At 45.7% G+C, this 15571-nt stretch carries 10 protein-coding genes; 4 read left to right on the top strand and 6 right to left on the bottom strand.

Annotation, left to right across the window (positions count from 1 at the left end; genetic code table 11):
* Positions 1-113 precede the first annotated feature (113 nt).
* Positions 114-1619: an alpha-glucosidase/alpha-galactosidase gene (locus NSS67_RS24910; RefSeq protein WP_339316363.1), complete on the top strand. Its 1506-nt coding sequence runs from the start codon at positions 114-116 to the stop codon at positions 1617-1619.
* Positions 1620-1954: 335 nt separating this feature from the next.
* Here NSS67_RS24910 and yhbH read toward each other — a convergent pair whose 3' ends face one another.
* The 4 genes from yhbH to NSS67_RS24890 form a co-directional block, all read right to left on the bottom strand.
* Entirely contained in the window at positions 1955-3118 is a 1164-nt protein-coding gene (yhbH, locus tag NSS67_RS24905) for a sporulation protein YhbH (RefSeq protein WP_339320699.1), read from the bottom strand.
* Between the two features lie 231 nt (positions 3119-3349).
* Complete coding sequence (locus NSS67_RS24900; RefSeq protein WP_339316361.1) at positions 3350-5035, bottom strand: hypothetical protein; 1686 nt, start codon at positions 5033-5035, stop codon at positions 3350-3352.
* Positions 5032-11769 carry a hypothetical protein gene (locus NSS67_RS24895; protein WP_339316360.1) on the bottom strand — a complete coding sequence of 2246 codons (6738 nt, stop codon included), beginning with the start codon at positions 11767-11769 and terminating at the stop codon, positions 5032-5034. The genes NSS67_RS24900 and NSS67_RS24895 overlap by 4 nt, the downstream gene beginning before the upstream one ends.
* A gap of 120 nt (positions 11770-11889) precedes the next feature.
* A complete protein-coding gene (locus NSS67_RS24890; RefSeq protein ID WP_339316359.1) occupies positions 11890-12534 on the bottom strand; it encodes a methyltransferase domain-containing protein in 645 nt (214 codons plus the stop codon).
* 206 nt (positions 12535-12740) lie between these two features.
* Here NSS67_RS24890 and NSS67_RS24885 point away from each other — a divergent pair, with 206 nt between their 5' ends.
* Complete coding sequence (locus NSS67_RS24885) at positions 12741-13208, top strand: hypothetical protein (RefSeq protein ID WP_339316358.1); 468 nt, start codon at positions 12741-12743, stop codon at positions 13206-13208.
* An 86-nt stretch (positions 13209-13294) separates the two neighbouring features.
* Here the strand turns inward: NSS67_RS24885 and NSS67_RS24880 are convergent, their stop codons facing one another.
* A complete protein-coding gene (locus NSS67_RS24880; protein WP_339316357.1) occupies positions 13295-13756 on the bottom strand; it encodes a hypothetical protein in 462 nt (153 codons plus the stop codon).
* A 167-nt stretch (positions 13757-13923) separates the two neighbouring features.
* Between NSS67_RS24880 and NSS67_RS24875 the strand changes: the two genes are divergently transcribed.
* The gene (locus tag NSS67_RS24875) at positions 13924-14310 is read left to right on the top strand and encodes a DUF423 domain-containing protein (protein WP_339316356.1); all 387 of its coding nucleotides are present in this window, start codon (positions 13924-13926) and stop codon (positions 14308-14310) included.
* 79 nt (positions 14311-14389) lie between these two features.
* Here NSS67_RS24875 and NSS67_RS24870 read toward each other — a convergent pair whose 3' ends face one another.
* A complete protein-coding gene (locus NSS67_RS24870; protein WP_339316355.1) occupies positions 14390-14920 on the bottom strand; it encodes a hypothetical protein in 531 nt (176 codons plus the stop codon).
* Between the two features lie 215 nt (positions 14921-15135).
* Here NSS67_RS24870 and NSS67_RS24865 point away from each other — a divergent pair, with 215 nt between their 5' ends.
* Entirely contained in the window at positions 15136-15438 is a 303-nt protein-coding gene (locus NSS67_RS24865) for a DUF1805 domain-containing protein (RefSeq protein ID WP_339316354.1), read from the top strand.
* Positions 15439-15571: the final 133 nt, after the last annotated feature.

Below are 15571 nucleotides of genomic sequence, written 5' to 3'. Positions count from 1 at the left end.
TTAGGATTTTTGACACCTTCATTCAAAAGAGGTCATGATATTGGTTACGCTTTCCATAGCTCCCTTGCTACAATGGACAGGAACAACCAATTCATTACCGGAGGATGATAAGGATGTCATTTAAAGTTTCTTTTATAGGAGCAGGTAGTATCGGATTTACTCGTGGATTGTTGCGGGACCTTTTAACTGTACCGGAATTCAAAAATATTGAAGTCTCATTTATGGATATTAATAGTCACAACTTGGAGATGGTTACCGAGCTGTGCCAACGTGATATTAAAGAGAATGGATTAAATATTCAAATCCAGGCGACAACGGATCGAAGAGAAGCGCTGAAGGATGCTAAGTACGTATTTTGTACTATTCGCATGGGTGGACTGGAAGCCTTTGCTACAGATGTGGACATTCCATTAAAATATGGGGTTGATCAGTGCGTAGGGGATACCCTTTGTGCAGGCGGCATCATGTATGGACAGCGCGGGATTGCAGAAATGCTGAATATATGCCGTGATATTAGGGAAGTAGCTGCACCGGATGTGCTTTTGCTGAACTATTCGAATCCAATGGCTATGCTGACTTGGGCTTGCAACAAATACGGTGGTGTACGGACGATTGGTTTGTGTCATGGTGTGCAGCATGGACATCAACAGATTGCAGATGTGTATGGACTGAAGAAATCGGAAGTGGATATCGTTTGTGCGGGCATCAACCACCAGACCTGGTATATTGCTGCAAGCCATGAGGGTAAAGATTTGACTGAGGGACTTTTAGAAGCTTTTGAGAAGCATCCGGAATTCAGTCGGACGGAAAAAGTACGGATCGATATGCTGCGCCGCTTTGGATTTTACAGTACTGAATCCAATGGGCATTTAAGTGAATATGTGCCATGGTACCGTAAACGCAGCGATGAAATTATGGATTGGATTGACCTCGGAAGCTGGATTAACGGTGAGACTGGTGGATATCTGCGCGTCTGCACGGAAGGACGTAATTGGTTCGAGACTGATTTCCCAAACTGGATGAAGGATCCGGCACTGGAGTATAAGGCGGAGAACCGCGGAGAAGAGCATGGCTCTTATATTATTGAAGGGTTGGAGACAGGCAGAGTGTACAGAGGTCACTTTAACATCGTGAACAACGGCGTGATCTCTAATCTGCCTGATGATGCTATCATCGAAGCACCGGGTTATGTGGATCGGAATGGAATCTCCATGCCGCTTGTAGGTGAATTACAGCTTGGACCTGCAGCCGTGTGCAACGTCAGCATTTCGGTGCAACGTCTTGCTGTTGAAGCCGCTGTACATGGAGATGATAAGCTACTTCGTCAAGCCTTTATGATGGACCCGCTGGTAGGTGCAGTATGTAATCCGAAAGAAATCTGGCAGATGGTCGATGAGATGCTTGTGGCCGGAGAGCAATGGCTGCCTCAATATAGCGAAGCTATTGCAAAAGCGAAGGAACGGCTGTCCACCGGAGAGCTGATCCCAACGAATGCTAACAATGAAGGTGCGGCTCGCCTAAAGGTGAAGACGGTTGATGAGATGATGCAGGACCGGGAAGCAGCGAATAAAAATGCTGGTGAATCTGACAAAGGCAAGGACAGAGAGAAGGTTCACTAGGTAGCTCATCCCCTGATATTTTCGGATTCAGAAGACGCTATTTAGCAATTAATCGCCTTTTTAACGTAGTTTCGGACTCCAGTGCAGCTATTGCATAGAAAGAGGTTGATTTTTGGTGTTTTTTGTGCGAATAGCGGCTATGGAGTCCGATAGTAAGCCAAATGTGTTTAAAAGTCGCGTATAAGGTCATCTGAGTCCGAAGGCTGCTTTGTATGCGTGAATGTTACCCGAATCAAACGAAGTTTGGTATTTGGTTCAAAGCGGAGAACCTCCCAAAAAAAACGGGTGTCCCCTCAGCCATGAAATGGCTGAGGGGACACCCGTTTAAAGGGAGCTTATGTTTTAACAGTGCCTTTTTGACTGAAGAAGGTCTTCAGCGCCTGGTACACTTCTTTTTTGTCTTTTATGACATAATGCATGAATTGTTCGTGCTTTAGATGACGATAAGCGGACATTAACGTGCTGCTGCGGTTGTACTGGTTCACTTCGCCGTAGCCAAACATATTGCTTCGTTTCAGCAGTTCTCCGATTAGCTTCACACAACGTTCGTTGTCGGAGGTGAGGTTATCACCATCGGAGAAGTGAAACGGATAAATATTGTATTGCGCAGGCGGGTATCGGCTATCGATAATCTCAATCGCTTTTTGATAGGCGGAGGAACAGATGGTTCCCCCACTCTCACCACGAGTGAAGAAATCATGCTCACTGACCTCCTTAGCCTCTGTATGGTGGGCGAGAAAGACAATCTCCACCTTCTCATACTGACGGCGCAGAAAACGGGTCATCCAGAAGAAGAAGCTGCGGGCGCAATATTTTTCAAAAGAACCCATACTGCCTGACGTATCCATCATCGCAATAATGACCGCATTGGAATGAGGCGTTCGAATGTCATCCCATGTTTTGTATCGCAGATCATCAGGACTTATGCTGTGAATACCGGGATTGCCTCTGCTAGCATTACGACGAAGGTTCTCCAGCAGGGTGCGCTTCTTATCGATGTTGGACATCATACCTTTTTTTCGGATATCGTTGAAGATGATGGATTTAACCTCGATCTCTTCCTTATTCTTTGGCTTCAGATGTGGCAATTCCATATCCTGAAATAAGATGTCCTCCAGATCCTCCAGATTGACTTCTGCTTCCACGGTGTCTTGACCAGGCTGATCACCTGCTTTTTCCCCTTTGCCGGGCTGTGCCGACTGTGAATCGCGACCAAGTACATCGCCAACCTGACTTTCCCCGTCTCCCTGCCCTACATGCTTTTGCTTACGGAAGTTATAGATAATCCGATACTCATCCAGACTGCGGATCGGAACCTTCACAATCTGCTTACCGCCTGACAAAATAATATTTTCTTCGGTCACGAGATCCGGCAAATTATCCTTGATGGCTTCTCTGACCTTCTGCTGATGACGTTCCTGATCCTGATGGCCTTTGCGATGAAGGGACCAGTCTTCTTTTGAGACTACGAAGGAAAAGGGACCGGAAGATTGCGACAGGATGACCACCTCCCATGGAATATAAATGCTGACTGAAGGAACCTTAGGTAAAGAATAGTTGGGCCCCCGCAAAGTACCTGAGTACGTATCGAAAGCAAGGCTTCACTTTGTGGGGATGTTTTGAAAATATATTTCTACGAGAAACGGTTATCGTCTTTAAAAGACGACTACGTCGTTTCTTCTTGGGTTGTAACTAAAGTATATTCATGGGGATGGGGGATATGTGATTTCTTATTCACTGATCTCTTCCACGGTCAAAATATAACTGTTCGACAGGCTCTCGCCAGTGTATTCACGTCCATCTAGATTAAAAAAATATTGAGCAGTTACTAAGCCTTTAAGGAAACGACCTAGTACATGTTCACTTACCCTGACAAAATAATTAATGTTAACAGTAGCAGCAGCCTTGACCGTACCTAGCTGCAAGGAGCCTGTATATGAAGATTGCGGATTAGGAATGCCGTCAATTACAATGCTGCTGGGATCAAGAAGGCATTTTTCCGGTGTTAACCTATTCAAGGATATTTCTGCAGGCCAATTTCCACTATTCGTAAGTGAGATCCACAGCTGGACACGCTCTCCTGCTTCCACAAGAGTAGGCTTTGCATGAATTTCGAGAGAAATGACAGGTGTGACTATTAAGGTAGTAACTGTATTGGAACGTGAGGTTTGTCTTACTGTTCGTCCGTCCGGGAGCACAAAAGTATACTGCACACTGCCATGGTTTTGTACAGCTGCGACTGCATGAATGTTTATGGCTGCAGGTATACTCACTTGAAAGACTACGACCGCTGTAGTTCCCCCTCTTAAAGTACCAAGCTGAATGCCTTCAGCAGGGCGAGCGCCTTTTTGCATCACTCCGTTTATGAGAACACTATCCCATACGAAAAGAGTACCCGAAGGTATGGCATCCGTCAGGACCGCATTTACGGCCAATTTCCCGCTGTTGGTTACCGTAAGCTCGTATCTTAGGCTGTCGCCTGGAGATGCTGTAACATGATCTACTCTTTTGCTGATGGTGACTCCCGACTGAACGAGTGTGACAACCACCGTGTTACTCTCAGTTGTATTGGAATCATCATCAACGGTATAAGTGACAACTGCACAGTTGGTCAGCTCCGAGGATGGAGGGATCTCTATAACACGAACGCGAAAAGTAATATCAATGCTTAGGTCTTTATCAAGTTGACCGAGTAATATTCCTTGCGTAGGATCGGATTCTGGATAATAGATTCCACCAGCAATGACACTCCCTGGAATGAAGACGGCTCCGTTCGGAGTGGAAATCGTTGCGATGATTTGGTTTAAAAGACTGTTTCCTTCGTTGGTAAGCCGCAATGTGTAGGTAACTACATCCCCTATAAAAGAAGTTGGCGTGCTTGAAGACAACGAAGTAGAGAGCTGGTAGGAACGTAAAGAAACTAGTACGGAATTAGAATATAGATCTCCGTTAACGATTCTTCCCTCCGGTGTGGCAAAAGAAAAACGACCTAGCGCTTTATTTTGCAGCATTAATGAAGACGGCAGTGAAATGATGACGACTTGAAAGGCGATGCTCACTTGACTTTGCGGAGCGATAGAACCTAGCGTTATGCCCGAAGACGGTGTAGCCCCGGGAAGAGGCACACCGTCTCTAAGCACGCTGTTGGAAATAAAGGATACACCTTCTGGAAGAATGTCATACACCGTTAGCAAAGCTTCTGTGTTTCCATTATTAGCAGCCTTAATGGTATACACCAGAGTGTCACCTAAAGAGGCATGAAGTTTATCTGTACTCTTCAGCAATGAAAGTACCGGGCCCACGACCGGGGTGTTAACGGTATTGGAATAGACAATACCGTCAACACCCGCTGCCGAGTTGAAGAGTACCATGGATTGATTGGTTACGACAGGTTGGGTACGTGAGCCGGGAATCATAACGCTACTACCTGAACCTGGAAGGTAATGGTTGAAGTAGCACCAGCAGCAATCGTTCCGATGGCAATACCGGAAGCCGGGCTGCCATTAGGACGTGGGGTTCCGTCTACAGTGATGCTGCCTGTTACAAACTGGCTGCCTGCTGGGATAGGGTCAACCATGATGACGTTATTGACTGGCGAAATCCCCAAGTTGGTGACAACAATCGTATAGGTGATGATATCGCCGACAACGGCATCTATAGAGGTAGTGCTCTTAACGACACTCACATCCGGAGAAGAGACAGGGATAATTAGGACGTTTGAAAGTGAAGTTCCGGTGAGCAGTCGACCATCTGGTGGTGTGAATGAGAAAGTTGATGAAGCTTGATTGACTAATTGCTGCGGTGACGGGAGAGAGGCTACAGTAACCTGAAGGGTTATGGTCACTGTTACCGTGCTTCCCGGAGCAACTGCTCCAATATTTAATCCGGTAGACGGATCGGAGCCTGGTTGCGGCACTCCGTTAACTAATACGCTGTTTGGAACAAAGATAGCTCCATTAGGAATGGTATCAGTTATGACCACATTTGCTATTAGATTTCCGGTGTTCGTTACGTTCAGGGAGTAAGTAATTGTATCTCCGACCGTTGCTGCAGTTCTATCCGCGCCTTTGACAACAACGATGATAGGCTGATATACCGGAATAACAAGTGTATTAGAGAATGAGGATCCCGAGAATGCTCCAGATGTGAAGCTGACGGAAGCTTGATCAGTTAGCGTTGCAGGATTAGGCAGTACATTTACAATGGTGTTGAACGAGACATTAAATGATGCACCCGGTGCAAGAGTGCCGAGCGAGATACCATTCGCTGGATTGGCATTAGGCTGTGGAGTGCCATCAACGACCACACTGCCAGCAACAAACGAAGAACCTGCTGGTATTGGATCACTAATGTTTACGTTGCTGATATTAGCGATTCCACTATTGGTAACTATCAGGTTGTAGGTAATTGTATCGCCCACAACGGCATCTGTAGCTGGTGAAGACTTAGTTACGAGAACATTCGGTGAGGATACTGAAATAGTTGTCGTATTGGAATTAATCGAACTGTTAAAGGTACGCCCATCAGGCAATGTGTAAGCAAATGCTACCGATGCTTGGTTAATCAGCTGCTGGCTTGCAGGCAGTGTCGTAATGAGTACTGAGAACATGACAGACAGAGATGCACCAGCGGAAATCACACCGAGTGGAATGCCTGCCGCAGGATCTGCTCCCGGAGCTGGAGCGCCTTGAATAAGTACACTGTTTGGTACAAATGTCGTACCTGATGGGATGGTATCACTCAGAGTAGCCAAAGCCCCGTAATTACCTGTATTGGTTACGTTAATCGTGTAGGTAATGGTATCCCCAACTGTTGCTTGAATTGTGTTTGAGCTTTTGGCTGCGGCTAAAATTGGTAAGTAAATAGGTGTTGTTACAATATTAGAGAAGGCTACATTAGAGAGAACCCCTGAGGTGAAGCTGACCGTTGACTGATTATCTAGTAGGCCGGAAGGTGGCAATGAGACTGTATTCACTGTGAATACTACGGTTACAGTTACACCTGGTGCAATACTGCCCAAGGTTACCCCCGTGGAAGGGCTAACCCCCGTACGAGGCACACCATCTACTAGCACACTGCCAGATACAAATGTAGTTCCCGCAGGAAGGGCATCTGTGAATACAGCATTATTAACAGTCTCGATTCCATTATTAGTAATAGCGACGGAATATGTGATGGTGTCCCCAACCGTGGTTGATATTGTTGTAGTGGATTTAACTACAGCTAGATTAGGAGAAGAGACAGGGATAGTAATCGTATTAGATAGGACTGAGCCACCTAGTGTACGCCCATCCGGAAGCGTGAAGCTATAAGTCACTGTTCCCTGATTGACTAGTTGTTGTGGGTTTGGCAATGAGGTGATATTTACTGTGAACACTACTGCTGTTGTACCACCGGGAGGAATAACTCCGGCAGGAATACCCGTAGACGGATCTGCTTGCGCTAATGGGAGTCCATTAATAAGCACGCTGTTAGTAACGAAGGTGGTACCGGCTGGAATGTTGTCAGTAACGATTAAACTTGCTGGGTAATTCCCCGTGTTACTAACGGTCAGTGTGTAGCTGACTGCGTCACCTGTTGTAGCGTTATTCGTGCTTGCTGTTTTGACAACAGAAATGTTCGGCTGGAATACAGGAATAGTAACTGCATTTGAAAAAGTTGTACCAGAAAAAACACCTGAAGTAAAGGTTACGGATGCAGTATTGATGAGTGTAGCCGTGGGAGGAACAGAGGTGGCGGTAACGCTGTAAGCAATTAGCGCTGATGCCCCGGCTGCCAAGGTACCGATAGTTATCCCTGAAGCTGGACTCATATTCGGAAAAGGTACTCCGTTTACAGATACGCTGCCCGCCACAAAAGCAGCACCTGCTGGTGTTGGATCGCTTAGTAACACGCTATTAACAGCCTCTAAACCGTTATTGGTGATGTTTACGTTATAAGTAACCGTATCACCGATAGCTACCGAGGTAGAGGTTGAGCTTTTGACTACTACGATATTAGGAGCAGAAACCTGTAGTGTGACGGTATTAGACACAGCAGTTCCGCTTAAGGGTCTACCGTCGGGTGGAGTAAAGGTGAAGCTTGCAGAAGCTTGATTGCTGATTTGTTGCGGTGTTGGCAAGGAGACGATATCGACAGAGAAGCTGACAGAAATACTGGCTCCAGGTGCGACACTCCCTACGGATATACCGGTATTTGGAGCTGCACCTGGTTGTGGCATTCCGCCGACAATAACACTATTAGGATTAAAAACAGTCCCAGCTGGAATGTTATCGGTTAGGGTTACATTTGCGGCAAGATTACCTGTATTGCTTACGACGACTGTGTAGATGACGGTATCACCTACAACTAGGGCATCGAAATCGCCGTCTCCATCCGCGGCACTTTTTACTAAGGAGATCTGTGGCTGAGTGACGGGTGTGCTTGTAATATTAGATGAAGAAGATCCGGAGAATACACCGGATGTAAAACTGACGGACGACTGATTATTAATCTGTGATGGTATCGGCATCGTTATCCTCACCTCAAATGTTACGGTAGCTGTGGCGCCTGGACCCAGACTACCGATTGGAATACCGGCGGACGGAACTGCTAGCGGCTGGGTTATGCTGCCTACAATTACGGTTCCGGGAATAAAAGCTACATTCTCAGGCATAGGATCGCTGAGAATGATGTTGCTTACAGTAGCAATGCTGTTGTTTGTCAATACCGAGGTGAATGTTAAAATATCGCCTGTAACGGCAGAAATAGCGTTCACGCTTTTTACGACACTTACGTTCGGTGCAGAAACAGGGACAGAGAGCGTATTCGACACTACATTTCCTCCGAGTTGACGCCCGTCTGGGAGGGTGAAACTATATGTTGCCGAGGCTGTGTTCAGCAACATCTGTGAAGGAGGTAATGCAGTTATCGTGACCAGAAAGCTTACAGATACGCTGTCACCTGGTGCCAAAGGGCCTACTGGGATTCCTGTTGCCGGATTATATCCGGGCAGAGGCGTTCCACCGATGATTACACTGTTCGTGTCAAAGACGGCTTGAGGTGGAAGGATATCAGTTACCAACAGAGTAGTTGTAATATTCCCGCTGTTGCTGATCAGGATGGAGTATGACAGAGAGCCACCTACGGAGGCTTGGGCTGTATTAGCGCTTTTGACCATACTAATGATCGGCTGGTACACCGGTGTTACTACCGTGTTCGATAGTGAAGATCCGGTGAAGGCAGCAGATGAGAAAGAGGCGCTGGCTCTGTTTGCAAACTGCGATGGATTTGGCAAGGAAGCAACGTTCACTATAAAAGAGACCGTTATAGAGCTTCCTGCTGCAATACTACCAATTGATATTCCTGTACTTGGGTTAGCAGCTGCCACAGATGAACCACCAACAATAACGCTTCCTGCTACAAAATTACCTCCTGAAGGAATGGGGTCAGAGAGGACGACGTTATTCACAGCAACGCTGCTTGTGTTGGACACTACGACTGTGTATGTCAGATCCTCGCCGACCGCTACTGCAGTAAGGCTTGCAGATTTGGTTAGCGTAATATTTGGAGCGGAGACCGGAATGCTCAGGATGTTGGAAAGACTGGTTCCGGATAATGATCTTCCGCTTGGTAGTTGGTAGGTGTAGCTGCTGCTGCCCTGATTGTTCAGAACAGGTGGTGAAGGCAAAGATTGCACAGAGACAAGAAAGGTCACAGGAACACTAACCCCTGAGGCTACAGTACCTAAGTTAATTCCTGCTAGTGGAGAGTCAGCAGGCCTAGCAACTCCGTTAACCGTGACACTACCCGAAACAAAGGAGCTACCTGAAGGAATATTATCGCTGAGGATTACAGCTGCTCCAATATTTCCTGAATTCTGAACATTCAATGTGTAGAGAATATTGCCACCTACAGTGGCACTGGCAACGTTCGAACTTTTGACTATCTGGATTACCGGTTGATATACCGGAGTCGTAGTTGTGTTTGAAAGTGAAATACCAGTAAACGATCCCGAGCTGAAGGATGCAGAAGATCTATTCAATAGCTGTGCGGGACTGGGTAATGAGACCACGTTGACTTGAAAGGTGACGGCAACGGAATTCCCTGGAGGGATGGCACCAACAGAAATCCCCGTACCAGGATTAGCGGATGGCTGTGCGGTGCCACCGACCGTAACACTTCCTGAGACCAGTGAAGTTCCGGCAGGGATGCTGTCTGAAAGCGATACGTTGGTAACTGCTGCAATCCCGTTGTTGCTGATTATGGAGGTGTAGAGCAGAGTATCTCCTACAGCGACGTCAGCAAAGCTTGCGCTTTTGACTACGGTAACATTAGGTGTTCTAACTGGAATAGATAATGTATTGGATGAAGCTGATCCTGCTACAGTCCGCCCATCTGGAATCTGGAAGGTATAAGCGGCGCTTGCTTGATCGACTAGTTGCGGTGGAGACGGAAGACTGTTGACTAGTACGCGGAACTGAACCGTAGAGCTGCCTCCAGCAGCTATCGTCCCTATGGCGATACCTGTAGCAGGATTTCCAGCGAATGGTGTTCCATTGACGGTGAAGCTACCCGCAACGTAAGAACTTCCAGTAGGGATGTTATCAGTTAGGGTGGTTACAGCGCCGATATTTCCAGTGTTTGTGATTTGAAGGGTATAAGTGATTTGATCTCCGACAGTCGCATTTGCAATATTGGAAGATTTTACGATGTTAAGGATGGGAGAGTATACAGGTAAAGTTACTGTATTGGATGGAATGACCCCGGTCATGATAGGGCCTCCGGCTACACTTTGAAATGTAAAAGCAGCATTTGCGGTATTAGCGATATTTTGCGGACTTGGTGGTAATGAAGTGACTTTGGCTTGATATGTAACCGTTATTGAAGTACTTAAAGCTAATGAACCTAGAGGAATTCCCGCTGTAATATCAAAGGTTGGCTTTGCGACGCTAGCAACGACTACACTTCCGGTGACAAAGGTAGATCCTGCTGGCAGAGCATCGGATAAAACGACGCTAGCCGCACCCGCTGTACCGGTATTACTGACAATTACAGTGTAAGTTACCGTATCTCCGACGATAGGTCCGGACACATTGGCACTTTTAGTAACGTTTATTTTGGGTGCATTGATATCGACTTGTATGGCATTACCGTTGAGTACATAAGCATCGCCAGAGGTAGTTAATTGTAAGATCGCTGAAGACTGATTATTTACAAGTCTGGCAGACACGTCAACATTCGTAATATCCCAGCCCTGGCGACCACCGATGATGTTGGTGCCTGGATTTCCGTTCGTCTGATTGCGGGTTCCAAACGTTCCCGTTGTATTGAGGTTACCTGTATCATTATTAATTTGTGATGCGAAAAAATTGTTAGCAAAGTTGTTAGGTCCAGACAATGCTACGAGTGTAGCCGAGGTTGGACCGAACAAGGCCTGATCCCCTGAACGGTTTGCATCTCCTTCCTGTGCACTGAATAGTGCCCTGCCCCCAAGCGCACCTGTAATTGGTGTTGCGAATCCAGTTATCGTAGTTGAAACCGGGGCTGATGTTGCCTGTACAAGTATTGCGCCTGCTCTAAGGGACATATTGCGAAATGGGAGAGCTGTATTCTGGTAGATAACACCTAGAGTCCAGCCTGCATGGTTGGCTGTAGGGTCACCTGGAATTACAATTGTTCCGACAACGCCGCCTGTAGTATAGGTGCCAGCACCGCCTTGTTGAATGATGCTGGTTACGTTGGCGGAACGTACATATGCTGATGCACCACTTCCCAAATCGACTACGTTACTCGTTGCTGGATCGGGAGTAACGCTGAATGTAGTCCCAGCAGGAGTTATGAAAGAGACGGGGTTGTTTATGGCTGCACTGAGATTCACGGTTCCATTAATATAGGTACCGCCCCAGATCAGCTCTGCATATAGTACAGTGCTTCCTGAGGGTAGGATCAATATAGCTGCTGAACTGTTGCTCGTATAAAGACCTGTTGTCCCATTTGGATAGGTGCCAAAAATGGATGAAGTGTTAACAGTGGTAAAGCCGCCGATGCTGTCCTGTGTCCCTGGCACTCCGACCGTATCGGAGCGACTAAGTCCGAGTGTGTTGCCCGTAAATGTGATAGCACCGGTCGCATTAATCGTTGCCCGTACGACTAGTGGAATGATTCTCACCTCCTTCGAGGTTGATTTATTGGAAAAAAGTGTACCGTCCCTTAATCAGGACGGCACAGTTAATATCTGTATGTTAGCCTATGACGCAAATCGGGTATAATTGTATGTCCCATCAATAAATTATAGGAAGTTTTGTCTAATGTATGGTTTTAGCCTGCGCTTCATAAGAACACGGGGTTCAGCATAGTGACCTCTACTCATCAATTCCAGCTCATGAATGGAGATTTCTTCTTTGATTACGGTGAAATGGTACATGATTTCATGCACAACATTGGCTTGAAGGGTCTTGAGTATTTCTAATTCCTCTGTTTCATAAAGAGGATCTTCATAAGGGAGTTGGTAGAACAGCTCCATCCTGAGCAGGCGATAATCGAACGGTGGAACAGGTATGGGATAGTCTGAAATAGCTGGGCATACTGGACCTGATGGTGGCTGGAAAAAGGATCCTGTCAAATACCGCGGAGTATATTCATCAAACTTTTGCTTGAAGGCAGGATTGGACATATGGGCAAAGCTGTGGGCATAAGGGGCCAGAATGCAAACAACGGCTTTGTGGATGCAAATTCTGTGAATTTCCGACATAACCGCGAATAAATCATCCATATAGGGTAAAACACGACTAGCCATTACAAACTCGGCGGTATTGTCCGGCAAAGGGATGCCTTGGTTAATGTCACAGACAATATCCACATCGGGACCCGCGATATGATCGATCCCGAGATAACCTGCCTCTTTACTGGATCCGCAGCCGATATCGATTCTCAAGGGGACCACTCCTTAGGGATAAATCAGGCTCAACATTATTGTATTAACCCTGCTCCAGCCTGCATCCGGCGGATGCCTATTAAAGAATGGAAGTTATTAAAAAGTAAAGTATTATGAAACCTTAGCAGAGTTGATAACGTTTATAGGAGTAGGCTTGTGGAAAATGACTTTGAAAACAACCGCTAAACATAGAGGAGGCAGTCAACATGAAAAAACAACGTTCCTTACCCGCCATAGCTGCAATCGCAGCATTAACGCTTGCCTTAACCGCTTGCGGTGCTACTAATAATTCAGCGCAGCCATCTGCAGAACCAACTGCAACAGCTTCACCAGTACCAACAGAGGAGACCACTAGCACGCCTGTACCTACAGAAAGTACGAGTACAACTGCACCTACAGAGAATCCAAGTACTTCAGCACCAAAACCTACTGCAAATCCAGAAGCTAAAATTATTAAAGGAACAGGCGTTTACGTCGGACAAATAGATAGTCATTCTGTTGAGATTGAGACAAAAGAAGGTCCTACGGCTTTCGAGATTACAGCTGGAATGGAGAGCGTTCTTGAGAAGTTGAATACGGATGATCCCGTAGTTTTCGAATATGTAGAAAAAGCAGTGGAAGGCGATGCTACCGTTAAACAACGGGTGCTATCGAAGCTGTCACTTGCAAAATAAATGAGTTCTATCATTTATAAATAACAAAAGGGCTGCTCCTAATTGATTCAGGAACAGCCCTTTTGTTATGGCGTTTGATTTGAATGTTATAACGTCCCAGCATTAACTAAGAAAATAGTAACAAGCAACATAAAGAGTAGGATAATCACACCGTTGATGATTGTACCTATAACGCCGAACACCTTACGTCGCTTCCGGATGGAAAGTCCAATAATGCCGATGACAACACCAATCACATTAAGCGCTGAGAGAATAATTACAGTCATTCCTAGAAGCATGATAGACCGCGATGATTCAGCTAGTAGATTCGAGTTCTCGTTAACCATTGAAGAAGCCTTCACAATAATGAAGAGAAAGAGGGCGGCATAACCGAGAATGGTCACGAGACTGATAACGAAAGAAGCAATACCAGGTCCAGAGTGTTGTAGGTCATGTTCTACTTTTTGATAGGAAGATGCTGAATCAGCATCTGGCTGACTCATATTAGGTTGGGGATTTCCTACCTCTGCTGTAGGTACGTCAGATTTTGAGAGAGAATTAAGGTCCATGGGTTGCACTCCTTGAGAGATGTATGAAATGTTGTTAATAACCACTTTTTCATATTGATGCTAAAAAAGCAACCCCTGATTGTGGCTAATTCATAAATGGTTGCTGGAAAAAGCAACTGGTAATCGTTTATGATAGAAGAAGTCTAATATTAAGGAGTTGTAATCGTATGCAACGGAAACTTATGGCCTGGGGGGCTTTGCTAGCGATGCTGGCAGTAGGAGTAGGCGCTTTTGGCGCTCATCTATTAAAACCTGTTATCAGCGAAGAATATATGAAGGTATATGAGACTGGTGTACAGTATCACTTGGTACATGCGCTTGGTGTGATTTTGATAGCACTGGCTGTAGGTCAATGGGGAGAAAGTGCCCGGTTACGCTGGGCAGGGCGTCTGTTAATAGCTGGCACTATTTTGTTCTCAGGTAGCTTGTATGTTCTGAGTATCTCCGGGATTAAGGTGCTTGGAGCGATTACACCTATTGGTGGAGTGTGCTTCATAGCAGGCTGGCTATGTTTGGCTTTGGAAGCATTCTCACGTAGCAAAAAGGCATCCTAGACAACCAATTACAGAGGGTATATAAATAAGCATCCGTTCCGTGTAGGAGCGGATGTTTATTTAAATGTAACGTATACGTTTACATGAATTCGTCAATTTCATTGAGGTTAAAACGGTATACCTGCTTCTCATCCACATGGTAAACACTGATAGAATGGGCTTCTTCATCAAAGTTTAAAATACGACAGGGCATAGACACTTGTTTTCCATACCGATTTGCTCGTAAACGTACTAATTGGTTATTCTGAATATACTGACGAATCTTCCCGAGTGCATCAGCTGGCGTTTCAATTGCAGTCTGCTGCGCAGGCATTTCTATCTGTTTATTTATCGGTTCATCTAGCTGCTTCTTGGTGGATTGAGGTGGCAGCTTTAAAGAAATGGGAGGAGGAGCAGAACTTTGATTCAAGGCTAGTTTAGCGGAACGAAGCAAACTGTCAATGGTTCTCCCTAATTCGAGACCGGAGTTAATGTTGAAATCTGTGATTTTGTCATTATTGTTCAACATTTCAAGCAGATATTGTAATGCAAGCGGGTTGGTTTGGGCATTAATCAGGATGTCGACGTTAAATAAATAATTGCCGTCAGTGTGTTGTAGTTTTTTGTCCATAAATCCCCCAGCTTTTTCGATTAGAACATTCATTTGCTTATATAAGAATGTATATAAACTATAACATTAAACAAGTAATAATCATATAGTAGTGACTGGAGAAATCGGGACCATTGTACTGTTTTTTATGAAAAATATAGGACTACCGTCAGCACAATACCAAGAAAATTCGCATACATATACAACGTGGATGGTGAATAAAGGAGGTGCTGCTATTGGTTACCATGGAGCCCATTACCGTAGGTGAACATACGCTGATCGGAGTAGAGGTTAAGCTTCCGAAAACAACGCTGCTCTCGATCAGCACAAGCCGAGGTTATATTATGTGTGGTGCGCTGGATGTTGGCCTGCTCAATGAGAAGCTCAGTGATCGGCATATTATCGCGGCCCGGGCGGTTGGTGTACGTACACTGTCACAGCTGCTAGCTGCCCCATTGGAGTCTGTAACCATAGAAGCGGAGAGTCTAGGTATCGTACCAGGCATGACAGGCGCAGAAGCATTACTTCTTATGGTCTGACCGTACAATCTTACACAATCCAAAACACAAGAGGCCATAGGCCTCTTGTGTTTTTTGCAAGGACTAGAATTTGAACAAAATGAAGAGTGTCTCTATTGATAATATGGAAGAGTTCTCCTTGTTTCGTCGTACA

The organism is Paenibacillus sp. FSL R10-2734, assembly GCF_037963865.1.
Classification (GTDB): Bacteria; Bacillota; Bacilli; order Paenibacillales; family Paenibacillaceae; genus Paenibacillus_AQ.
Note: the sequence above shows the minus strand (reverse complement) of the source record. Positions and strands in the feature narration are given on the sequence as shown.